General features: G+C 51.9%; 21 protein-coding genes. 14 read left to right on the forward strand and 7 right to left on the reverse strand.

Annotated elements, in window-relative coordinates:
• Window positions 1-115 precede the first annotated feature (115 nt).
• The gene (gene ahpC, locus AC6I1F_RS00155) at window positions 116-679 is read left to right on the forward strand and encodes an alkyl hydroperoxide reductase subunit C (protein WP_160334252.1); all 564 of its coding nucleotides are present in this window, start codon (window positions 116-118) and stop codon (window positions 677-679) included.
• A gap of 123 nt (window positions 680-802) precedes the next feature.
• On the opposite strand, the gene AC6I1F_RS00160 is transcribed toward ahpC, so the two are convergent.
• The 4 genes from AC6I1F_RS00160 to AC6I1F_RS00175 all read right to left on the reverse strand — a co-directional run bounded on the left by AC6I1F_RS00160 (window position 803) and on the right by AC6I1F_RS00175 (window position 4,644).
• Window positions 803-1,297, reverse strand: a complete 495-nt coding sequence (locus tag AC6I1F_RS00160; RefSeq protein ID WP_251449750.1) for an AtaL-like protein — start codon at window positions 1,295-1,297, stop codon at window positions 803-805.
• The gene (locus AC6I1F_RS00165; RefSeq protein WP_289163035.1) at window positions 1,269-2,393 is read right to left on the reverse strand and encodes an amino acid ABC transporter permease; all 1,125 of its coding nucleotides are present in this window, start codon (window positions 2,391-2,393) and stop codon (window positions 1,269-1,271) included. Before AC6I1F_RS00165 ends, AC6I1F_RS00160 begins: the two co-directional genes overlap by 29 nt.
• Window positions 2,390-3,547, reverse strand: a complete 1,158-nt coding sequence (locus tag AC6I1F_RS00170; RefSeq protein WP_160334249.1) for an amino acid ABC transporter permease — start codon at window positions 3,545-3,547, stop codon at window positions 2,390-2,392. Before AC6I1F_RS00170 ends, AC6I1F_RS00165 begins: the two co-directional genes overlap by 4 nt.
• Window positions 3,548-3,621: 74 nt before the next feature.
• Window positions 3,622-4,644, reverse strand: a complete 1,023-nt coding sequence (locus AC6I1F_RS00175; RefSeq protein WP_160334248.1) for an amino acid ABC transporter substrate-binding protein — start codon at window positions 4,642-4,644, stop codon at window positions 3,622-3,624.
• Window positions 4,645-4,818: 174 nt separating this feature from the next.
• Here AC6I1F_RS00175 and AC6I1F_RS00180 point away from each other — a divergent pair, with 174 nt between their 5' ends.
• From AC6I1F_RS00180 to paeA, 3 genes are all read left to right on the forward strand, one after another.
• Window positions 4,819-5,751, forward strand: coding sequence for a DnaJ C-terminal domain-containing protein (locus AC6I1F_RS00180; RefSeq protein ID WP_251449756.1), 933 nt, complete (start codon window positions 4,819-4,821; stop codon window positions 5,749-5,751).
• An 11-nt stretch (window positions 5,752-5,762) separates the two neighbouring features.
• Complete coding sequence (locus AC6I1F_RS00185; protein ID WP_160334246.1) at window positions 5,763-6,068, forward strand: hypothetical protein; 306 nt, start codon at window positions 5,763-5,765, stop codon at window positions 6,066-6,068.
• A 70-nt stretch (window positions 6,069-6,138) separates the two neighbouring features.
• Entirely contained in the window at window positions 6,139-7,479 is a 1,341-nt protein-coding gene (paeA, locus tag AC6I1F_RS00190) for a polyamine export protein PaeA (RefSeq protein ID WP_160334245.1), read from the forward strand.
• 35 nt (window positions 7,480-7,514) lie between these two features.
• On the opposite strand, the gene AC6I1F_RS00195 is transcribed toward paeA, so the two are convergent.
• A complete protein-coding gene (locus AC6I1F_RS00195; RefSeq protein WP_290432502.1) occupies window positions 7,515-10,028 on the reverse strand; it encodes a DNA topoisomerase III in 2,514 nt (837 codons plus the stop codon).
• A 170-nt stretch (window positions 10,029-10,198) separates the two neighbouring features.
• Between AC6I1F_RS00195 and def the strand changes: the two genes are divergently transcribed.
• Entirely contained in the window at window positions 10,199-10,732 is a 534-nt protein-coding gene (def, locus tag AC6I1F_RS00200; protein ID WP_202074508.1) for a peptide deformylase, read from the forward strand.
• Here the strand turns inward: def and AC6I1F_RS00205 are convergent.
• Window positions 10,729-11,625 carry an alpha/beta fold hydrolase gene (locus AC6I1F_RS00205; RefSeq protein WP_160334243.1) on the reverse strand — a complete coding sequence of 299 codons (897 nt, stop codon included), beginning with the start codon at window positions 11,623-11,625 and terminating at the stop codon, window positions 10,729-10,731. The two genes, def and AC6I1F_RS00205, sit on opposite strands and share 4 nt — an antisense overlap.
• Window positions 11,626-11,722: 97 nt before the next feature.
• Here AC6I1F_RS00205 and fmt point away from each other — a divergent pair, with 97 nt between their 5' ends.
• The 7 genes from fmt to AC6I1F_RS00240 all read left to right on the forward strand — a co-directional run bounded on the left by fmt (window position 11,723) and on the right by AC6I1F_RS00240 (window position 20,543).
• Window positions 11,723-12,691 carry a methionyl-tRNA formyltransferase gene (gene fmt / locus AC6I1F_RS00210; RefSeq protein WP_251570193.1) on the forward strand — a complete coding sequence of 323 codons (969 nt, stop codon included), beginning with the start codon at window positions 11,723-11,725 and terminating at the stop codon, window positions 12,689-12,691.
• Window positions 12,688-13,992, forward strand: coding sequence for a 16S rRNA (cytosine(967)-C(5))-methyltransferase RsmB (rsmB, locus tag AC6I1F_RS00215; protein ID WP_251570194.1), 1,305 nt, complete (start codon window positions 12,688-12,690; stop codon window positions 13,990-13,992). The genes fmt and rsmB overlap by 4 nt, the downstream gene beginning before the upstream one ends.
• Window positions 13,992-14,555, forward strand: a complete 564-nt coding sequence (locus tag AC6I1F_RS00220) for a DUF4390 domain-containing protein (protein ID WP_160334240.1) — start codon at window positions 13,992-13,994, stop codon at window positions 14,553-14,555. Before rsmB ends, AC6I1F_RS00220 begins: the two co-directional genes overlap by 1 nt.
• Before the next feature lies 1 nt (window position 14,556).
• On the forward strand, window positions 14,557-16,785 hold the full coding sequence (locus AC6I1F_RS00225) for a sensor histidine kinase (protein WP_289163031.1): 2,229 nt from the start codon (window positions 14,557-14,559) through the stop codon (window positions 16,783-16,785).
• 68 nt (window positions 16,786-16,853) lie between these two features.
• Window positions 16,854-17,609, forward strand: a complete 756-nt coding sequence (locus AC6I1F_RS00230) for a response regulator (RefSeq protein WP_289163029.1) — start codon at window positions 16,854-16,856, stop codon at window positions 17,607-17,609.
• A 37-nt stretch (window positions 17,610-17,646) separates the two neighbouring features.
• Complete coding sequence (trkA, locus tag AC6I1F_RS00235) at window positions 17,647-19,059, forward strand: Trk system potassium transporter TrkA (protein ID WP_251449767.1); 1,413 nt, start codon at window positions 17,647-17,649, stop codon at window positions 19,057-19,059.
• 2 nt (window positions 19,060-19,061) lie between these two features.
• Window positions 19,062-20,543 (forward strand): TrkH family potassium uptake protein, encoded by a 1,482-nt coding sequence (locus tag AC6I1F_RS00240; protein WP_160334236.1) that lies wholly within the window; start codon window positions 19,062-19,064, stop codon window positions 20,541-20,543.
• Here AC6I1F_RS00240 and AC6I1F_RS00245 read toward each other — a convergent pair.
• On the reverse strand, window positions 20,540-20,893 hold the full coding sequence (locus tag AC6I1F_RS00245) for a DUF1840 domain-containing protein (protein WP_160334235.1): 354 nt from the start codon (window positions 20,891-20,893) through the stop codon (window positions 20,540-20,542). The two genes, AC6I1F_RS00240 and AC6I1F_RS00245, sit on opposite strands and share 4 nt — an antisense overlap.
• Window positions 20,894-21,060: 167 nt before the next feature.
• On the opposite strand from AC6I1F_RS00245, the gene AC6I1F_RS00250 reads away from it, so the two are divergent.
• Entirely contained in the window at window positions 21,061-21,441 is a 381-nt protein-coding gene (locus tag AC6I1F_RS00250; RefSeq protein WP_288319732.1) for a PTS sugar transporter subunit IIA, read from the forward strand.
• The gene (locus AC6I1F_RS00255) at window positions 21,438-21,707 is read left to right on the forward strand and encodes an HPr family phosphocarrier protein (RefSeq protein WP_160334233.1); all 270 of its coding nucleotides are present in this window, start codon (window positions 21,438-21,440) and stop codon (window positions 21,705-21,707) included. Before AC6I1F_RS00250 ends, AC6I1F_RS00255 begins: the two co-directional genes overlap by 4 nt.
• The last annotated feature ends 2 nt before the right edge of the window (window positions 21,708-21,709 follow it).

Genomic DNA, 21,709 nt, shown 5'->3' on the forward strand with positions numbered 1-21,709 from the left:
TATAAATAGAATATATAAGTTGTTATTAAAAGAAACCCCATAATGGCCAGTAAGGGGTTTGATTTGCCGGAAGTTGTCCGATATTGTTGTCGCACTTTTATTAAAGGAGAAATGAATGTCCCTTATCGGAACACAGCTTCAGCCGTTCACAGCTGAGGCTTTTGAAAAATTCGAATTCAAGACCATCACTGACGCCGATCTGAAAGGTAAGTGGTCTGTTGTTTTCTTCTACCCGGCTGACTTCACATTTGTCTGCCCGACAGAGCTTGAAGATCTCGCTGACAACTATGCTGAATTCCAGAAGATCGGCTGCGAAATTTACTCTGTTTCCACAGATACGCATTTTGCTCACAAAGCTTGGCACGACTCTTCTGAAGCCATTAAAAAGGTTCAGTTCCCGATGCTTGGCGATCCGACAGGTCAGCTCTCTCGCAATTTCGGCGTGATGATTGAGTCTGCCGGTCTTGCTCAGCGCGGCACTTTCGTGATCAATCCGAACGGCCGTATCGTTGCCTGCGAAATCCATGACGAAGGCATCGGTCGTGACGCTAAGGAACTTCTGCGCAAGGTTCAGGCTGCTCAGTTCATTGAAGCCAACCCCGGCATGGTCTGCCCGGCCAAATGGAAACCCGGTAAAGACACTCTGAAGCCGTCTATCGACCTCGTCGGTGCGATCTAAGACAGAGTCTCGCTTATACAAAGCGATTTTGTCTGATTCATAGTTTCCAAACCCTCCGTCGGAATCTCCTTCGGAGGGTTTCTTGTTTGCTTCAGACGGTCTGCGCAGGCGGCCTTAGCGCAGTTACTTTACATTCCCTTTCAGTAGCAGTCCGAGTACCCCTGCGGTCAGCTCTTCATCTTTTAATTTCCACGCGTTATGGATGAGCCCTTGTATTTCGCGCGGGTGTTCCAATTTTCTTTCTGCCTTTTCCTTTAAATCTTCTTTATACGTGAAGTGCAGCGCGTACTGACCGTTGTCATTGCGCACGATTCTGATTTCGAGTGTGGATCTCGGATTATGCGCAGCCGAGTCAATTGTCGTAAGAACGCGATCCTCAGGGAAAAATTCGAGCACTTCTTCAATGCAGTGGCCGCTGTGCATCTGCACGCGCAGTTTCTGGGTTATTTTCCCAGGTTCTTCTTTGCGTTCGATCGCCTCGATTTCGGTAAAGAGGTCACTGAATTTATGTCGATTCAGTAAGACGTAAGTCAGCGCCTGCCATACCTGCTCACGCTCGAAGCGGTTTTCTTCACTTCCGATTTTTACTTCATGTTCCAACACGATCTGCATCGTCATTTTTTTGTCCTTCCTGAGCCGCCATTTGTTTCTTTTTTAGAATTCGCTGTTCCAGCCAAACACTGTAGCGGGACATAATAAAGCTGAATACAAAGTAGATTATGGCGATGAACAAATACCCTTCAAGGAAGAAGTTGCGCCAATTGGGATCACCCAAAGCGAGACGAAGGCTTCCGGTGAGGTCATACATGGAGACGATCGTGACAAGGGAAGTGTCCATGAAGGTTGAAAGCAGATTATTGACAAAAGCCGGGATAATCGCGGCGAGCGCCTGCGGCAGGATCGCTGAAACATAAGTCTGAAACTTATTCAGTCCGAGTGCGGCCGCGGCCTCAAACTGCCCCTTCGGTATGGTCTGCAGACCGCCTCGGACGGTTTCAGCCATATAAGCGGCCTGAAACAGCACGATACCGATGACGATTCGCCAGAACGCATCGATTCTCCAGCCCGGCGGGAGAATGAGCGGGAAGATGAAAGAGGCCACGAAGAGAACTGTAATCAGCGGCACGCCGCGGACCAATTCGATATAACCGATGCAGATATTACGGATGGCGGTTAGTTTGGAAGTGCGACCGATCGCAAGAAGAATGCCGATCGGAGCTGAAGCCGTCATGCCGAAAAGCGTCAGAATGATTGTCAGAGGCAGGCCGCCCCAATAGTCCGGGTCGATGGAGCTCAGGCCGAAAATACCTCCTCTCATGAAGATGAAAAACGCTGCCAGAGCGGCGAGCCAGAGTGCACCGAGGATCTTTATACCGGTCTTGGTCCAGGTTTGAGGGAATGCGGAGACAAACAGCATAAGAAGGACTGCGCTGGTGCCGACGGCGGACCGCCATTGTTCATCGTAGGGGAAGCGGCCGAAAATGATCAGACGCCACTTTTCCGCGACAAATCCCCAGCAGGCTCCGTCATGATTTTTCAGACAGGCCTGAAAGTCAGCTCTGAAAATAGCGTCGGAAACACCCCATTTCCAAGCGTACCAGCCTGCGGCACCCACGAATAGAAATAGCCCGAGCGTGATTACGGAAGCGATTGGAGAATAAAAGAGCGAAGAGCGCAGAGAGTATGCCAGTCCGCGGTTTTGATGATGTTTCATCGCGCCCCCCTGGTCACCAAAGCATTAACTTTATTCATCAGGACGGAAATAATGAGGTTCAGGACCAGATATACCGACATGATGATGACGATGACTTCCAGTGCCTGTCCGTTTAAGTTGATCGTTGAATTGCCGATCGACACAAGATCCGGATAGCCGACCACCACCGCCAAGGAAGAGTTCTTTGTCAGATTCATATACTGACTGGCAAGCGGAGGTACAGCGAGTTTGAGGGCCTGAGGAAAGATAACGTAGCTGACGGTTTCCATCTGCGTCATGCCGAGTGAAAGAGCCGCGTTCCATTGTCCCTTAGGGACTGCGAGTACGCCGGCACGAATAATCTCTGCAATTGCTGAGGAGGTGAACAGTGTCAGACCGATCCAAAGAGCAAGGAATTCCGGAGAAAGGGAGCTGCCGCCTTCGATCGCAAAACCCTGAAGTTCAGGTTTGGACCAGCCGAAAATAATGCCCGCGGCGAACCAGACCGCGCCGCCCGCCAATAAGGCGCAGCCGAGCGCTAATGTACTGGAGATCAGGCCGGTATAAGTTTTAATAAAAGTTCTTCTGCAGAAAATAAAACACAGGATCGCTGAAACGGCTGAGGCTGCGGCGGCTGCATGAAAATCTGTCGGGACTGCGTACTGCAGTCCGGCTTTGGAAAGCAGGGCCCAAGAGCCGAAATGCAGCGCTTCCGTTGAATCGGGAAGCAGTTCCGTGATCAGCAGATAGATCAGCAGCAACTGAACGATAAGAGGGATGTTTCGATAGAACTCGACATGCGCCGCCCCCAGAAACTTCAGCAGCGGATGTTTGGACAGTCTCATTAAGCCGACGATGATGCCGAGGACTGTGGCGGTAATAATGGAAACTGCCGCAACACGAATGGTATTGAGCAGGCCGGCCAAAAACGCTCGTCCGTACGATTCTGTCGAGCTGAAGCTGATGAGCGATTCTCCCAGTTCAAAACCCGCGCTCTCGCTTAGGAAACCGAAGCCGGAATGAATATTTCTTGCTGCGAGGTTGGATGAGATGTTAAATGCGAAGCTTCCGAAAATTACTAAAAGCGCAGCAAGCAGAATGAACTGCCAGATAAACGCTTTCTTTTTTCTTGATTTCTCCCGCCTGTGGAAAGCCTCGTCGCCGTGCCGATTCATAGTTTTAATAATAATGATGAGACAGGTCGGACAGACCTGCCTCAGTGATAGCTGTTATTAGTCGAAACTAGATTTTAGCGGACAGGAGGCGCATACAGGATGCCGCCGTTAGTCCACTGGTTGTTGATACCGCGGGGCAGAGCAAGCGGAGTCTTCGGTCCGAGATTTTTTTCGAAGCTCTCACCGTAATTGCCGACCTGTTTGACGATGCGATAGGACCAATCCTTGTCCAGACCGAGAAGTTTGCCGGTATCGTCGCCTGCACCGGTCAGACGCTTCACATTGGGGTCGGTGCTGGTTTTACGTAGCTCGTCGACATTAGCGGATGTAATGCCTTTTTCTTCGGCCTCAATCATGGCGTTCAGCACCCAGCGGGCGATCTGGAACCATTCATTATCACCGCGGCGAACGGCAGGTCCGAGCGGTTCTTTGGAGATGACTTCAGGAAGAATAATGTAGTCATCAGGGTTGGCGGCCTTTGTTCTGGCGCCGGCGAGGTCGCTCATGTCAGTGGTGTAAACCTGGCAGCGTCCGGAGAGGAAAGCGCCCTGAGTTGCTTCAGTGGTATCAAAGACTACAGCCTTGTATTTCATGTTGTTGGACTTGAAATAGTCGGCGACGCTCGGTTCGCTGCTGGTTCCGGACTGTACGCAGATAGTGGCGCCGTTAAGCTGTTTGGCAGACTTGACGTTCAGTTTCTTCGGAACCAGGAAGCCCTGTCCGTCATAGTAGTTAGTGCCGACGAAGACTGCGCCTAAGGAGGCGTCACGAGTCAGGTTCCAGGTAGTGTTGCGGGCGAGCACGTCGATTTCTCCGGCCTGAAGCGCAGAGAAGCGCTGTGGAGAGTTGAGGGGAACGAACTTAACTTTGGTTGCATCGCCCAGGACCGCGGCGGCCAGAGCGCGGCAGTAATCAACATCCAGACCGGTCCAGTTTCCCTGGCTGTCAGCGTTTGAGAAGCCGGGCGCAGCAGTGTTCACGCCGCAGACGACGACTCCGCTGGATTTAACTTTGTCCAGAACGGTGCCCGCGGAGGCGGCTGCGGCAAAGGCGAACGAAGCCGCGACAAGGCCCGCGGCAGTCAGTGTTTTTTTCATTTTGATTTCTCCAAATGGAATTAACAACGTAATTATTTTTTACCATAAGCAGCACGCCGGAAAATGTTTTTCAGGGACTAAATTCAATGTCCGCATCTGCCCATTTTTAGTCTGGGCTTCAACATATTCGGGACAAACAGTAGAGACTAATCAAATCTCTAAAGAGGACTTGTTATGGAATACAAGGATTACTACAAAATTTTAGGAGTGGAACGCGGAGCTTCTGAGACAGATATCAAGAAAGCCTTCCGAAAGCTTGCGCACAAATACCATCCCGACGTTTCTAAAGAGAAGGACGCGGAGGCGAAATTCAAGGACGTCAATGAGGCCTATCAGACGCTGTCGGATCCTGAAAAACGCGCCGCATATGACCAGCTCGGTCAGCGCCGCGACGGAAGCAATTTTGAGCCGCCTCCGGGATGGGGCGGTTTCGGCGGAGCCGGTGCTTCCGGCTTTGGCGGATTTGATTTCGGCGACAGCGGGTTTGATTTTTCCGATCTGTTCTCGCATATGGGCGCCTCTCGCGCTCGTCAGCCAGAGGCGGGCGAGGATCTGAATGCGGAAGTTCAGATTACGCCGGAACAGGCCTTTAACGGCACCACAGTCAGTCTCTCGCTTCGTGAACCAGAGGCCGGAGCCGACGGCAGGGTGCGTCACGTCACCAAGACTCTGGAGGTCAAGGTTCCCGCAGGAACGATCAGCGGCCAGAGAATGCGTTTGGCAGGCAAGGGCGGCCCGGGCTATAACGGCGGTCCGAACGGCAATCTCTACATTACGATCAACATCAGTGAAGGCGGACGTTTCCGTGTTGACGGGCGCGATGTTTATCTGACCGTTCCGCTTGCACCGTATGAGGCGGTGCTTGGCACAGAAGCTGTGATACCGACGCTTTCAGGCGGCAAGATTTCCGTTAAGGTGCCGGCCGGTGCTAAAGCCGGTCAAAAGATCCGTATCGCGGGAAAGGGGTTCCCGAACAAGAAGGGTGCTGCCGGAGACATGTATCTCGTGATTTCTATTGTTGTTCCTCCCGCTCCCACCGAAGAGGAGAAAGAGCTTTATAAGAGGCTCTCAGAGGTTTCAACGTTTAACCCTAGAGAGAATTTGTAGGAGGAACGGCTATGAGCACTGCGATTGTGACTGAGATTCGTACGACGCTGAGCCCCGAGGAGTTCCGAGAAATGAGCGGTTTTCCGCTGAAGGTTTTTGACGAACTGCAGGAGCTGGGTGCCTTTGATGAATTTTTAAGCAACGGACGATTCCGCTCCGCGACGTTTCGTATAACGCATCGGGCGGAAAACCTGCGCCGGGTGTTTGAGCTGGACGCCAACTCTCTGGCACTGATTCTTCATTTTATGGGCGAAGCCGAAACCTTAAGAGATGATTTAAGGAAGGCTCGTCTGTGCAATATTAACCCCTATCTATAGTCTGGTATCCGCCGCAGGTCCTTTCTATTTGGTAGGCTTGTACCTATGTGTATCAATTTGAGGGGACTTTATGGATTTAACACTGAAAATTTTTGCTATTTTTCTGCTGATTCTTGCGGCGGCGTACTTTGCTATCTCTGAAATTTCACTGGCCGGCTCGCGTCGTGTTCGTTTGACGCAAATGGCGGAAGCCGGAGACAGCCGAGCGCAGGAAGTGCTGAATCTGCAGGAAAAGCCGGGTCCCTTCTTTTCCGTGATTCAAATCGGCATTAATGCGGTCGCCATTCTCGGCGGTATCGTAGGTGAGCCTGCGTTTAAGGGAATTTTCAACACACTTCTTGAGCCGATTCTTCCTCAGCAGTATCTGGACACGACGTCGTTTGTCTGTTCATTTGTTGTAGTGACGATTCTTTTCATTATTTTTGCCGACCTCATCCCAAAACGCATCGGGATGTCAAAGCCTGAGGAGATATCCGTCCGCCTCATCGGTTCCATGCAGGTGCTGATTCGCCTGCTCAAGCCTTTTGTGTGGGTTCTCACAATTATTTCCAATTCCATTATGAAGATGCTCGGGCTGCCGACTCAGAATAAAACCCGTCTGACGAGTGAGGATATTGTTGCGACGGTAGATGCAGGGGCGGCAGCGGGGCTTATCGCTCCGACGGAGCAGGCAGCAATTGAAAACGTGATGGATTTGGAAAGCAGGCTTGTTCCGAGTGCGATGACGGCGCGTGAATATGTGGTTTACTTCACGCTTGACGAGAGCTACGAAAGCATCACAAAGAAGATTGCGGAAAGCCCGCACAATAAATTCCCGGTCTGCGATCGCGACATTGACCATGTTATCGGCTATGTCGACGCAAAAGACCTGCTTCGCCGCGTCATTGAAGGCAAGACCTTCTCTCTTAAAGATCAGAACTGCATTTCTTCAATCCCTGCGGTTCCCGATTCGCTCACTCTTTCAGAGGTTCTGGAATTGTTCAAAAATCAGCGCTCCGACTTTGCGGTGGTGCTGAATGAATATGCGCTGACTGTTGGTGTGATTACGCTCAATGACATCATGAGTACTGTGATGGGCGAATTTGTTCTGACGCCGGATGAGGCGCAGATTGTGCAGCGCGATGACGGCTCTTGGCTGATTGACGGCGCGACTCCGATTGACGATTTAGAGCGTGTGTTCGATTTTGGTCCCCTGCCGGAGGATGAAACCTACGAAACGGTTGCGGGTTTTATGATGTATATGCTGAGAAAAATTCCGAAGCTGACGGACCGATTTGTCTACGAAGGTTATCGTTTTGAAGTGATCGACGTTGAGCGGCACAGAATCGATCAGATACTTGTCACGAAGGTTGATGATAAGAAAGAGCAGACCTCTGCATCGGAGGACTCTGAACAGGAAGAGCAGAAGTAATAAACGGCGGCCTTTAAGCCCGCCGTTTTTACGCATTACTCGGCTGCTTTTTTCGTGGTGCGCCGTCCGGCGATTTTCTTTTGTTCTCCTGCGGGCTTTTCTTCAAATTTGAAGCCGATTTTTCCGCCCTTTTCCAGAACCAGGAAAGCGGAGAATTTCCGTTTGGTTCGGTTGGAGACAAAGTTGGTCAGCAGATCTGTGGAGCCGGTTTTCAGAAGTTTTTCCATTTGTTCACGCGCAATCGGCTGCTGCAGAATAACCTTGGAACTTCTGAAAGCGCATTTCTTCTTAGCCTTCGGGTCGACATGATTTTCGCAGGCGTAAGCGTTTTCCGTTTCATACACGTTTGCGCCGCAGACCGGACAGACGCCGACGGGTTCCTGCTTGCGCAGTTCATCGACGCTGACGGTGACTTGTGAAGTGTTTTCTCCGAAGTCAAAATCAATCTTGTAATCGGGCGCAGGACCAAGTTTCAGTTCGGCGGAGAAGGGGCGTCCGAGTTTGCTGATAAATCCGTCGAGCGGTCCGATTTTGCCCTTAGTCAGCAGCTCGTCAACTTCATCGGGAGCGAAGGTGCGTCCTCCCGGATGTTTCGGAATGCTGTAGCCGCATTTTGTGCACGCGAATCTGCGGTAGTTTTCTACGATAGGACCGCCGCATTTCGGACAGGGCATTTTAAGCATAGCGGGGTTATCTAAGGGGACCGTGTCAGCGCCATAGCTTTTTGCGGCGTCGACAATCTCCTTAGTGAGGCCGCCGATTTCAGTCATAAAGTCCTTGCGTGAGAGCTTGCCTTTTTCGATTTGCGAGAGCTTGTATTCCCACTCACCGGTCAGTTCGGCCTCCGAGAGTGTTTGAATTTTCAGCCCCTTGAGCAGGGTCAGGAGCTGAGTCGCTTTTGCGGTTGGGACCAATTCTCGGTTTTCCCGGATCATGTAGTTCTGCTGAATGAGTCCTTCGATGATTGCGGCTCGTGTCGCCGGCGTTCCGATGCCTTTTTCAGACATCGCATCCCGCAGTTCAGCTTCTTCGAGTGTTTTGCCCGCGCCTTCCATCGCGCTCAGCAGCGAGGCTTCTGTGTAGCGAGCAGGCGGCTTGGTTGCAAGAGCAGTAGGTTCAGCTTTCAGCGTGAGGGCTGATTCTTTCGGTTTAATCGGCACCAGCTCAGCACCGTCTTCACCGGCGGAGCGGCCGTAAACTTCAAGCCAGCCGGGGCTGACAAGAACTTTGCCTTCGGTAATAAAGCTGTAGTTTTCGACTTCGGTGACGCGTGTCGTGTTATTGAACTGGGCGGGCGGATAAAAGATTGCGATAAAACGCTTGACTACCAGTTCATAGACCTTCTGTTCAGCTTCGGACAAGGTGGTCTTAGGCTCCTGAGTGGTCGGAATAATCGCGAAGTGGTCACTGATTTTGGCGTTGTTAAAGACTTTTTTGCTGAACACAACATAGTCATTTTTGAGCGCCTTAGCCGCGTATTTGCCCAGAGGACTGTGTTCTGCGAGCAGCTGCAGCGTACTCTTCACCGTCGGAAGATAGTCCTCCGGAAGCGCTCGCGCGTCGGTTCTCGGGTAGGTCAGCAGTTTGTGTTTCTCGTAGAGTGCCTGAGCGATTGCCAAGGTGGTCTTCGCTGAGAATCCGAATCTGGAGTTCGCATCCCTCTGCAGTGTTGTCAAATCGTACAGAGCGGGGCAGTTAGAAGTTGACGGTTTAGAGGTATCGACCGCGGTGCCGGTTTTTCCGCGGCAGGCGTCTGCGATTTTAGCGGCCTCTTCGGCGCTGAATAATCGTTCGGCCTTTTTGACCGGATCGCTGCTCTTTTTGAATTTAGGGTCGAAGAATTTTCCGCTGTAGTTTCCCTCGGCCACCTTGAATTCGGCGTGTACCTCCCAATACGAGGTCGGCACAAAGGCGCGAATCTGTTCTTCGCGCTTAACGACCAGTGCAAGTGTAGGCGTCTGCACGCGGCCGACGGTCGTCAGAAAGAAGCCGCCGTCCTTGCTGTTGAAGGCTGTAAGCGCTCTTGTGCCGTTAATTCCGACAAGCCAGTCCGCCTCCGATCTGCTTCGCGCCGCATCGGCAAGAGACTGCATTTCTTCGTCGCTTCTCAGGTGTTTGAACGCTTCAACAATGGCGTGTTTCGTCATTGACTGCAGCCACAGCCGCTCGATCGGTTTTTTGGATTTAACCGCTTCGACGATATAGCGGAAAATCAGCTCGCCCTCTCGTCCCGCATCGCATGCGTTGATGAGTTTGTCTACTTCCCGGCTCTTGATCAGTTTCTTAAGTGAGTTGAGTTTTGCTTCGGATTTTTTAATCGGCGAGAGATCGAAGTGCGAGGGAATGACCGGCAGATGCGCAAAGCTCCATTTGCCTCTTTTGACTTCATATTCCGGCGGCTCTTTCAGCTCGAGCAGGTGGCCGACGGCGGACGCCACGATATAGTGTTCGCCCACATAATGATCGCCTTCTTTTTTAAGCCCGCCGATAGCTCTGGCAATGTCTGCGGCGACTGAAGGTTTTTCAGCAATAACTAACGATTTACCCATGATGAAAACTCAAAACATTCTTTTTTTAAATTAGCACTTTTTGGGATGACTGCAACCAATTGACTTTTGGGAGATTTACAATCTTCTGTAAGCGTTCGAGACGCAGCTCGTTTAAAATGCTGCGGCTCTGAGAGAGCGCTGATGATTAAGATTTAGTTGAGAGGATTACTTTGGCCATTCTTCCTATTTTGAAATATCCGGATCCGCGGTTGAAGACGAAAGCCGCAAAAGTGACAGAGTTTAACGAAGAGCTTGAAAAGCTGGCTTCCGATATGGCTGAGACGATGTATAAAGCGCCTGGCGTGGGACTTGCCGCGACGCAGGTTGATCGTCACATCCGCCTAATTGTGATTGACGTCACGGAAGAAAAGAATGATTTAAAGATTCTCATTAATCCGGAGATTGTTTCTTCAAGCGAAGAGACCAAGCCTTGGGAAGAAGGCTGTCTTTCCGTACCCGGTATTTACGATAAGGTGACGCGTCCGGCCAATGTCCGAGTGCGCGCTCAGGATCTTAAAGGCAACAGTTATGAAATGGACTGTGACGGCTTGCTCGCGGTTTGTGTTCAGCATGAAATGGACCATCTTGACGGAGTTGTTTTTGTTGATCATCTGAGCATGCTGAAAAAGCAGCGTATTCGTCACAAGATTCAAAAGCAGCGTCTTGAAGAGGCGAAAGCGGCCAAGCAGGCCGCCCGCGCCTAACACTCCGAAGACCAGACAAGGTCGGCGATTGCGTCAGCGATCGTCTCCAAATGTATCGGCGTAAGGTCGTGTCCCATTTTCGGAAGGGACATAAATCTTGCGCCGTTAATTAATTCTGCGACTTCCTTGCCCGCGGAAAGCGGCAGCAGAGGGTCGTCCTCTCCATGGATGACTAAAGTCGGTACGGTAATCCGCGAGAGCTGCTGCGAGCGGTCGCCGCTCGCCAGAATTGCAAGCAGCTGTCTTTCTCCGGCCGCAGGATCGAGCGGGTGAGCTGCGACGTCTGCAAGCTGTCGCTCCAGATCTTCTTCCTGATACTGATAATGCGGACTTTTCAATGTCATGAAGACCTGAGTCAAACGTTTTTTCCTCTCTTGTTCGGAGTCATCTCCCAAGCTTTGGCTCAGGATAGAGTAGATCGCCTTGAGTTTGCCAAAACCCGTACGGGGATTCCCCGAAGCGGACATGATTGACGTCAGAGAGCAGACGCGGGAGGGACGGATGCCTGCAAGTATCTGTGCGATCATTCCGCCCATAGAGGCGCCCACCGCGTGAACGCGCGGCACATTTAAGTAATCCAGAAGAGCTGCCAGGTCAAGCGCCATATCTTCCAAACGATAGGGCGCGGGTACAGGCATTCTCAGCAGAGCGCGGCCGATCGCGATCGGTACCGAGGTTTGAATTTTTCTGTTGCTGAATTTCTCCGACAGACCCGCGTCTCGGTTATCCACGGTAATGACGCGCAGGCCTCTGACAAGCAGCTGCTCAATGAATTTATCCGGCCATGCTGATGCCGGCATGCTCAGTCCCATGATCAGCAGCACTGTAGGAAGCGCAGGATCACCGAGAATTTCGTAGTTCAGCTTGACGGTTTTCAGATCAACGATTGGCATATCTATGCTCGGAAAGTAACTGATTGGATTATGAAACATCCGCACGTGTCATACAATCAGACTTTGTCATATTCGGATATAGCCGGAGAAAGAGAAGATGAGAATTGTTTTTGCCGGAACGCCGGACTTTGCAGCCGAGGCTCTCAGAAAACTGATCGAAAGCGAGCATGAGGTCATGCTGGTGCTGAGTCAGCCGGATCGGCCTTCAGGGCGAGGCCGAAAGCTCAAGGCAAGCGAAGTCAAGCAGACCGCTCTGAGCGCCGGAATTAAGGTGCTGACGCCGCTGACGCTTCGCCGCTCCAAGGGGCTGGAGGAAACCGCTGAAGCGATTGAAGCAATGAAAGCTGCTGACGCTGATGTTCTTGTGGTTGCGGCTTACGGACTCATTATTCCTCAGGAAGTGCTGGATATACCGAGAGGCGTTTCGCCGGAGCATCCGGAAATCAAGGCCGTTAACATTCACGGCAGTCTCCTGCCGGCATGGAGAGGCGCCGCTCCGATTGCACGCGCGATCGAGAAGGGAGACGCCGAGACCGGCATTACGCTCATGCAGATGGATGCGGGACTGGATACCGGGCCGATGCTGATGGAAGAGTCGGTTCCGATCACTGAGAAAGATACGGCTGAGAATCTGACGCGTGAGCTCTCTGAGCTTGGCGCCGAGATGCTGCTCCGGTATTTAGATGATCCGAACGCATATCCGCCGAGAGCGCAGCCGCAAGGCGCGACATATGCCAATAAATTGTCTAAGGAAGAAGGTCGGATTGACTGGGGACAGTCGGCTCAGGAGATCGCATGCAGAATTCGGGCATTCAATCCGGCGCCCGGCTGTTTCTTTAGTTTAAATGATGAAGTATTGAAGGCCTGGATGGCTGCTGCCGACTCGGGTAAAACGAGCTTGGCGCCGGGAACTGTTATTAGCAGCGACGCAAAAGGAATCTGTGTGGCCTGCGGCGGCGGAACGGTGCTGCGTCTGACACGTCTGCAGAGGCCCGGCGGAAAGAAACTGGACGTGCGGGACTTTCTTTCCGGTCATTCGATTAAAGCGGGAGAGATTTTCAAATGAAAAGCGGCAGTTTGGCTGAGGCGCTGGTTCGATCCGCGGCGCCCTGGATCAGTATCAAAGGCGGAGTTTCTCTTGATAAGGCGCTTAGTGAAATTCCCCGAGACGCTGCTTATCGGGGCGCCTGTCAAAACCTGCTTTACTGCGTCAGTCGGCGCAGGGCTTTTGCTGAAGCCGCTGTCGCAAAATTGGTCAGCAGGGCGCCCGATGCGAAGACCGCGGCGCTGCTGGAGCTTTCGATTAGTCTTCTAAAGGAAGGCAAGGAGCAGGAATTTACCGTCTGCAACCAAGCGGTTATCGCGGCGAAGTCGGATCCGCAGACCATGAGAGCGGCCAACTTCGTTAATGCGATTCTGCGGCGCTATCTTCGTGAAAAACGCCGGCTGACCGATGAGCTTGAGCGCAGTCCGGTGGTCCGCTACAACGCGCCCATGTGGTGGATTCGCCGCTATGAGGTCGTTTTCGGAAAATCCTCGCGAGAGATTTTTTCGCTGCAAAGAAGGCATCCTCCCCTGACGCTGCGCGTCAACAAGAGAAAAGCCGTTCTTGAAGATGTGCTCGCGGACTACCGTGCTAAGGAAATCGTGTGTGTTCCTGAAGGTATGTACGGACTTCGCTTGGAGGAGCCGCGTCCGGTTCGGGATATTCCCGGTTTTGCCGACGGATTGGTGTCGGTCCAGGATGCGGGCAGTCAGCTTGCCGCACCGATTCTCGGCGCAAAAGACGGGATGCGCGTACTGGACGCCTGTGCTGCGCCCGGCGGGAAAACCGCGCATATTTTGGAGCTGGCCGATGTGGACTTAACCGCATTGGAAATTGATCCTCTGCGGGCCGTCCGCATTACTGAAAATTTGGATCGACTGGGTTTGAAGGCGAACGTCCGAGTTGCGGATGCGTCGGATATTCAGTCCTGGTGGGACGGCAAACCGTTTGACAGAATTCTTTTGGATGCTCCGTGCACGGCTTCCGGAATTGTTCGCAGACACCCGGATATTCCGTGGTCCCGCAAGCCTGAAGATATTGCTCAGCTGGCTCGTACTCAGGCAAAGCTTTTGGAGAATTTATGGCCTCTTCTGGTAAAAGGGGGAAGAATTCTTTATGCTGTATGTTCAGTGTTTTCTGAGGAAGGTCCTGCACAGATAGAGTCGTTTTGTTCCAAGCATCCGGACGCCAAACTGATTCCTATCGGTCCTGACAAGGAGATTCTCCTGAGTCTGCCGCCTGCTGAAGGCGTTCAGGATAAGCCGGAATTCTTCCCGAAGACGCATGATGGATTTTTCTACGCGCTTATAGAGAAGATTTAATGTTATTGAAGAAGGTTGTTCTGGCTGCCGCGCTTGTGCTGAGCGCGGTCGGTCAGGCGTATTCAGCGTCGGTTGAGCCGGTGACGGCGGAGATTTCTGCGCAGCGGACTCCGTCGAGCGGGCTGTTCTTCAATGGCGAGTTTAATTTTGAGCTGACCGACGAGCTTATGGATGTTCTTCTGCGTGGGATTACGCTCAGCTTTGTTCTGGAAGTTGAAGTTGAAAAAAAGCGCTGGTATTGGTTTGATCGTGACATTGCCGGCGCATCTGAGCACATTCGCCTGAGCTTCAATCCGCTCACACGCAAATACAAGCTCAGCATCGGCGGCATGACGCAAAGTTTTGAGTCGCCCGCGGCCGCGCTCGCCATGATGAAAAATGTCTCCAACCTCTATTTAGGATCGTATCGGGAATTAAATCCGGAGGGCTACAGCGCAAAAGCACGATTTTACCTTGACACAAGCAAGCTGCCTAAGCCCTTCCAGGTTACGCTCCGCCGCGAAGACGGCTGGAATGTAGACAGCGGTTGGTTCCCTGTCAAAATAACCCGTTCGGAGGGCTGAGTTGTCAAAGTATCTCAGATTGGCTCTGTTGGCTTTAATAGGGCTTAGCTGTGTGCTTTTATTTCTTCTGGTGAGTGCAAGCCAGAACACGGTATTTTTTGAAAAGTACTATACCGTTCTCCTGTATATCAACACCTTTGTGATGCTCGTGTTCATGGGCATGGTCGGCGCGCTTCTTTACCAGCTTTACCGCAATGCGAAGCGAAAAAAATACGGTGTCAAAATTCTTTCGAAATTTGCGCTTGCGCTCGGGCTGACCGGTGTGCTTCCCGGAATCTTGATTTTTGCTGTTTCTGTTCAGTTTCTTCACCATTCCGTGGATTCCTGGTTCGACGTCAGAGTGGAACGCGCTCTGGATTCAGGTCTTACGCTCGGCCGCGAAGTGCTTGAGAATTTCCAATCCAATTTGCTGGTGAAGGCTCGTAAAATTTCAGCAGAAATCGCAGAAACTCCGCCCTCCGGCTGGCTCGCCGTGCTGGATGCCGCACGGGAGCGCGAGGGGGTGCAGGAAGCAGTGCTGATCACCTCAAGCGGCAATCTCTTAGCCGTTTCCGGCAGCTCCTTTGGCAAACTGGTTCCGACCGTTCCTTCGAATCGAGTGCTGCAGGCGGCGCGTACGCATGGTTTTTGGCAGACGATTGATGACAATAATCCGGGACTTCAGAGAGCTCAGGTCGTGATTCCTATCCCGACGGCTGACGGTTCGATTTCGCTCGCGCTGCGTTCGCAGAAGGATATTTTTATGCTGGATGCTCCTTCTTCCGGCAGAGAGTCTGTTTTTCTCGAACTGATTGACAATGTCCCGCCCTCGCTTGCAAGCAATGCCGAGACGCTGATGAACGGTTATCGGGATTATCAGGAAATGGTTCTCGCCCGCAGCGGCCTTCGCAACATTTACTCCATCTCACTGACGCTGGTGCTTCTGCTTTCCATGTTTGGCGCGATAGCGATTTCGGTGATTATGGCCAACCGCATCAGCAAACCGCTGATGCTGCTTCTGGAAGGTATTCGGCGAGTCGGCGCCGGCCAGTATGAGCAGCTTCCCGAGGTGAGGACAAACGATGAAGTCGGGGAGCTTGCCCGTTCGTTCAACACAATGACCGGGCAGCTTGCACAGGCGCGGGAAGATCTGGAAAGCCGCAGTGAAGAACTGGGTCAGGCCAAAGAATACCTGGAACGAATTCTGGCAAAGATGTCCTCCGGTGTGATTGTGCTCAGCAGCCACAGCCAGCTGATTTCCGCCAACTCAGCGGCTTCCAGAATTCTCGGCATCAATCTCACCGAGTGCTTAGGCGCTCTGCTGAAGGACATCATGCCGGCCTTCGCGTCGGTGGTGAGTGAAAAGCTTGCGCTCTGCACAGAAGAGAACTCTGACATTTCGATTCAGTGTGAATATCAGCGGCCGGACAAACTTCAGGAAAAGCTCAATATTTTTGCGAGAGCGACTCGGCTGACGCTTGGCGAAGACAAAGGATATCTGCTGGTTTTTGACGACGTCACCGCGCTTGCGGCCGCTCAGAGAACGGAGGCATGGGGCGAGGTGGCCCGTCGTCTTGCCCACGAGATTAAGAATCCGCTGACGCCTATCCAGCTTGCCGCCGAGCGACTGGAGATGAAGCTTAAGGATAAGGTTCAGGGACGGGATCAGGAAATTTTGGAAAGGGCGACCAAAACCATTGTCAGCCAGGTCACGGCAATGAAGCAGATGGTTAATGATTTTCGCCTGTATGCAAAGATCGGAGCGCCGCATTATGACCGTCTGGACCTCACTGTTTTTATTGAGGAAGTGGCTCATTTCTATCAGGCGGCCGGGATTCGCGTTCAGCTGGCTCTACAGGAGCCGATGCCCGCGATTGAGGGGGATGCAAATCAGCTTCGTCAGGTATTTCATAATTTGTTCTCCAATGCGATGGAGGCGCTTCCTTCCAAGGAGCAGCTAGTGGTTTCGATCCGCACCTCGGTGATAAGGAACGAGACAAGCGGAGAGGCCGAGGGCGTCAGCCTGGAAGTAAGCGATAATGGTCCGGGGTTCACCAAACAGATTCTGGAACACGCGTTTGAGCCCTATGTGACGACAAAGTCTTCCGGCACAGGTCTGGGCCTTGCCATGATCAAGAAGATCGTTGATGAGCACGGAGCGTCGGTTACCGCGGTGAATTTAACGGATGAAAAGGGAGAGGTTCGCGGAGCCGCTCTGTTTTTTGTTTTTAGAAGGCTTTGGACCGTTTAGGAAGAATTCGGACTTGATAGAATAGAAGTCCATAGAGAAGTAAGAATTATTCAGAAAGTAAAGATTTTATGGCAGTTGTTTTAGTTGTAGACGACGAAATCGGCATTCGCGAACTTTTGTCAGAAATTCTCTCTGATGAGGGTTACGGAGTTCTTCTGGCGGAAAACGCCAGTGCGGCACGAGCTGCGATGAACCAGCATCCGGATTTGGTCCTTTTGGATATCTGGATGCCGGATAACGATGGGATTTCTCTGCTGAAGGAGTGGAGTTCGAGCGGACAGCTGACAGCGCCTGTGATCATGATGAGCGGTCATGCCACTCTGGATACAGCCGTTGAAGCGACCAAATTCGGCGCTGTGGATTTTCTGGAAAAGCCGATTGCGCTTTCTCGTCTGATCAGCGCCGTGAAGGAAGCTCTGCAGAAGAGTTCTAAGGAGCCCAGAATCGGAGACTCTCAGGCCTCCGCGCGTATTGATGCGCTGCGGGATACGACGGTTTATGCGCATCCGTTCCAGGCTTCCGGAAGCTCTTACCGATCTTCCGGTTCTCATTCCGCGGATGCCCGAGTGACGGCAATTTCGGATCAGCCTCCGCGCACCAGCGCAGAGGACACCAAAGCGCTGCTGGGTCAGGTGGACTTTTCCGCTCCGCTCAGAGAAGCCAGAGATCAATTTGAGCGGCTTTACTTCTTGAATCTGCTGAAAAGAGAAAACAATAGTATTTCGCGTGTTGCCGCATTTGCCGGATTAGAGCGCACGCATCTGTATCGAAAGCTTAAGCAGCTGGGAATTGAGATTGGAAAGACGGTGAGAGCCCGCGAGTAGCCTCCCGAAGACCTGATCTCCGGCAATGGAGCAATAAATGAGGATTCTCATAGTTGGAGCGGGGAAAGTCGGTTCTTCCGTTGCAGGGAATTTAGTGTCTGAGTCCAACGACATTACGATTGTTGATACAGACAAGGACCGCATAACAGACATTCAGAATAATTACGACCTTCAGGGCATCGTAGGCGACGCGACGTCTCCCTCTGTTCTTGCCGAGGCCGGAGCGGTGGACGCGGACATGATTATTGCCGTGACCGCTAATGACGAAACCAATCTCGCCGTAACTCTGATTGCCGAGCAGCTTTTTAATGTTCCGTCGCGCATCGCGCGTGTGCGCAATGATGAGCTTCGTGAATATCCGGCGCTTCTGTCGACTGCGGGGTTTCGTGCGACTTCCGTTATATGGCCGGAAGAGGCGATCACGAATTATATTGTTCAGCTGATTACCTATCCGGAAGCGCTGCAGGTCATTGAGTTTTCCGAGGCGGACGTCATTTTGATGTCCGTTAAAGTCGTGAGCGGGGCCAAGATGTGCGGCCAAACGGTTGACACTATTCATAGTCTGCTGCCGCGCGTAAAAGTTCAGATTGTTTCCATCTACCGACAAAAATACCGTCTGGATGATATCCGCGGCAACACTGTGATTGAGGCGGGAGACGAGATTTTCTTCCTCACAACCAAGGACAGCGCGATGGACGTTGTCAAAGTACTTCGTCAGCGGGTACGTCGTTCCGATCGCGTCATGATTGTCGGCGGTGACAGCTTAGGGCTGCAGCTTGCCAAAGCGCTCGACGATGTGGAGACAGCCTCCGGAGATGTCTACAACGTCAAAATCATTGAGCCGGACTTGGAGCGCTGTCAGTTCCTGTCGCAGAACCTTTCAAGTTCCGTTCTGGTGCTTCACGGAGATATGACGGACGAAGGTCTTTTTGTGAATGAAGGCATTGCGAATACCGATTTATTTATTGCCGTCAGCAGTGATGACGAAGACAACATCATGTCGTGTCTGCTTGCGAAGAAATTGGGTGCGCATCGTGCCATTACGCTGATCAACCGTGCTGACTACATTGATTTGGTTGAGGGCACCAGTATTGATATCGCGTTTTCTCCAACGGAAGCGACGCTTTCGGATTTGCTGCGTCACATTCGTCAGGGCGATGTTTTGTCTGCGCACACGCTGCGCAGAGGCGGAGCCGAAGTGATGGAAATCGTCGCACACGGCAATGAGAAGAATTCAAAGATCATAGGACGGCATGCCGCTCAGATTTCCATGCCAGACGGCACTTCGATCGGATGTGTGCTTCGTAAAGTGAACGGCATCTTTGAAGTGTTTATGGCCGATAAGGACCTCGTTATTCAGGACGGGGACCAGGTGATTGTGTTTATGGGCAGCAAGCGGCAGATTTCTGATGTTGAGAAACTATTTGCTCCATCAGTAGGTTTCTTTTAATCATGACGATGCTGCCGCCCGTACTCAGACTCATGCTTCTGCCCGTGCTCAACGTGCTTGGGCCGATTTTGGTGGGATTTTCTCTATCGATGCTGATCCCGCTTGCATTATCTTTATGGAAAAACGACGGAGCTGAGGCCGGTTTTGAGATCGCGTTCTGCATTACTTTCTTTACCGGGCTATTTTTGTGGCTGAGCACGCGCCGGTTTAAGCGTGAGCTGATTCCAAGAGACGGTTTTCTGCTGGTCACGATGGCATGGGTGCTTCTTGCGCTCGCCGCGACGATCCCGCTCTATGTCAATATTGAAAATATTTCCTTCATACATGCGTTTTTTGAAGCGACATCCGGGATTACGACGACTTGCGCGACGATTCTCTCGGGGCTGGATCGTCTTCCGATCAGTGTCAATTTCTGGCGCTGTTTCCTCGCATGGATGGGCGGTATTGGAATCCTGGTGACGGCCGTGGCGGTTTTACCGCTCTTGGGCGTGGGCGGCGCTCAGATCTTTCGCGCCGAGTCTACAGGGCCGCTCAAAGAAGGGCGCCTAACGCCGAGGATCGCCGATACTGCCAAAGCGTTCTACAACATTTACTTTGCGATTTCCGTCGTTTGCGCAGTTTGCTATCACTTTGCCGGCATGGACTGGGATGATGCGATCATGCATACCTTTACGACGGTTTCTTTAGGCGGGTATTCCTCGCATGACGCGAGTTTCGCCTATTGGTCGAGCCGGACGGTGGACTGGGTCTGCGTGATCTTTCTGATTATCGGCGGCATTAACTTCTCCATGCACTTTACCGCCTGGAGGAAGCTCTCGTTCAGAACCTATCTGAAGGACGCGGAGACATGCGGATGGATCCTGACGATTGTTCTGCTCTCTGCGTTTATTTCGTTCCTTCTGGTTTATGACAAAACGTACGCCACAGTTTCAGACGCGATTTATTACGGCGTGACCAATACAGTTTTTGTGATTAGTACTGGCGGCTTTGCGAACACGAACTACGGTGAATGGTCGCTTGTGGCGCAGCTGCTGATTTTGCTGGCAAGCTGTTTTGCGACGTGCGCCGGGTCAACCGGCGGCGGCATCAAGATGATCCGAGCGATTGCTTTGGTGAAGCAGGGCAATCTGGAGTTCAAGAGAATTCTGCATCCGAAGATGGTTCGCCCGCTCAAGATTGGGTCTCAGACCATTGACAAGCAGGTAGTCTTCTTGGTTTTGGCCTTCCTGATGCTGTACACGATCATTGCGCTTTTCAGCACAATCACATTCATGCTTTCAGGGCTGGACGGTCTGACGGCTTTTTCGGCGGCTCTGGCGTGCCTGAACAATCTCGGACCGGCCCTTGGAAGTCTTGGGCCGGCCTATAACTTTGCGTCCCTCAACGATTTTCAGATTGCTTTCTGCTGCTTCCTGATGGTGATCGGACGCTTGGAGCTCTTTACTGTGCTCGTACTCTTCACGCGCGGTTTCTGGCGGGCTTAAACACCCCAGACGACAGGCGTATCTTCTTTGAGGCTTCTTTCGAGCATTTCAAGAAGCGGATAAGCGCGCTGAGTGAAGTAGACCGGCGCTTCGATAGCGGGTTTCTTTTCCTCATCCAGGTCTTTGCCCTCGCGGAAGCGTTTGTCTTCACGCTCGCGCAGGCCTTTGAGAAATTCTTTTTCCTTTTCCATTGCATCTTTCAGTGCGGCGATGGCGTCAGGGATCTCTTCGGGTGTGAGTACGCCTCTCAGGCCTAAAGGTTTGCCGATGACTTTAAAGATTTTTTCTGCGGTTTCGCGGAACATAAAAATTTCACCGGCGGCTTTGCTTTTAAAGGTAACAATTGCCATAAGCGTCTCCTCTGTTGGTTTTTGATATTTTATTGTTTTCTGCGCCTGTGTTGGTACGGAGTCTGTGCAAAGAAGGTTCTCTGTCTGCGAATATGGCGTACGGCAAATCTGCCGGATGAAATATATACTTTCAAGGAGTTAAACATGTTGGAAGGACAGTTATGAGCGTGAGTTTGATAATCGCGGCGCATAAGCCGATAGCGAGCGCTTTTAGGGAAGCGACTCTTCAGATTATGAAAGAGGTCCCGGATTTCATAGCTGTTGATATTGATTCGGACGCTTCGGCTGAGGCGCTTCAGAAACAGCTTTCTGAGGCATGGAATTCCATCGAGGCCGAAGAACGTGTTGTGATTCTTGATATTGAAGGTGCGACGCCCTGCAATGTGATGCGCGGATTTTGCGAAACACATCCCTGCTTATTTCTTGTGCCGCTCTCTCTGCCGCTTCTCTTTAAGATGATTTGCTATCGCTCTCTTTCTTTGAAAGAGCTTGAACAGAAGGCAAAAGAAATTGGCGTCACCGCGTATCTCATTGAAGGAAAAAAATGAAATCCATTCAGGTAACGGTATTGAATCGTCTTGGTCTGCATGCTCGTCCGGCTGCTAAGCTCACTCAGAAGGGCAATGAATTTTTAAGTGATATTCGCATTGAGAAAGGCGGCCGAAAGGTCAACGGTAAGTCGATCATGGGCGTCATGCTGCTTGCGGCTTCCAAAGGTACGGAGCTTACCGTCACAGCGGACGGAACAGACGAGGATGCGGCCTTAGCGGCGGTAAAAGAATTATTTGACAGCAAATTCGGAGAGCAGGAATAGCC

It is taken from the genome of Parasutterella sp. St.1A3, assembly GCF_059728705.1.

Coding starts and splice junctions, on each gene's coding strand:
- AC6I1F_RS00175 (WP_160334248.1), bottom strand. CDS start 4,644: ATGAAAAAAACACTGACTGCCGCGGGCCTTGTCGCGGCTTCGTTCGCC.
- AC6I1F_RS00230 (WP_289163029.1), top strand. CDS start 16,854: ATGGCAGTTGTTTTAGTTGTAGACGACGAAATCGGCATTCGCGAACTT.
- AC6I1F_RS00245 (WP_160334235.1), bottom strand. CDS start 20,893: ATGGCAATTGTTACCTTTAAAAGCAAAGCCGCCGGTGAAATTTTTATG.
- AC6I1F_RS00220 (WP_160334240.1), top strand. CDS start 13,992: ATGTTATTGAAGAAGGTTGTTCTGGCTGCCGCGCTTGTGCTGAGCGCG.
- AC6I1F_RS00255 (WP_160334233.1), top strand. CDS start 21,438: ATGAAATCCATTCAGGTAACGGTATTGAATCGTCTTGGTCTGCATGCT.
- AC6I1F_RS00205 (WP_160334243.1), bottom strand. CDS start 11,625: ATGCCAATCGTTGATCTGAAAACCGTCAAGCTGAACTACGAAATTCTC.
- AC6I1F_RS00195 (WP_290432502.1), bottom strand. CDS start 10,028: ATGGGTAAATCGTTAGTTATTGCTGAAAAACCTTCAGTCGCCGCAGAC.
- rsmB (WP_251570194.1), top strand. CDS start 12,688: ATGAAAAGCGGCAGTTTGGCTGAGGCGCTGGTTCGATCCGCGGCGCCC.
- AC6I1F_RS00160 (WP_251449750.1), bottom strand. CDS start 1,297: ATGACGATGCAGATCGTGTTGGAACATGAAGTAAAAATCGGAAGTGAA.
- fmt (WP_251570193.1), top strand. CDS start 11,723: ATGAGAATTGTTTTTGCCGGAACGCCGGACTTTGCAGCCGAGGCTCTC.
- AC6I1F_RS00240 (WP_160334236.1), top strand. CDS start 19,062: ATGACGATGCTGCCGCCCGTACTCAGACTCATGCTTCTGCCCGTGCTC.
- AC6I1F_RS00170 (WP_160334249.1), bottom strand. CDS start 3,547: ATGAATCGGCACGGCGACGAGGCTTTCCACAGGCGGGAGAAATCAAGA.
- trkA (WP_251449767.1), top strand. CDS start 17,647: ATGAGGATTCTCATAGTTGGAGCGGGGAAAGTCGGTTCTTCCGTTGCA.
- AC6I1F_RS00180 (WP_251449756.1), top strand. CDS start 4,819: ATGGAATACAAGGATTACTACAAAATTTTAGGAGTGGAACGCGGAGCT.
- AC6I1F_RS00165 (WP_289163035.1), bottom strand. CDS start 2,393: ATGAAACATCATCAAAACCGCGGACTGGCATACTCTCTGCGCTCTTCG.
- ahpC (WP_160334252.1), top strand. CDS start 116: ATGTCCCTTATCGGAACACAGCTTCAGCCGTTCACAGCTGAGGCTTTT.
- AC6I1F_RS00185 (WP_160334246.1), top strand. CDS start 5,763: ATGAGCACTGCGATTGTGACTGAGATTCGTACGACGCTGAGCCCCGAG.
- paeA (WP_160334245.1), top strand. CDS start 6,139: ATGGATTTAACACTGAAAATTTTTGCTATTTTTCTGCTGATTCTTGCG.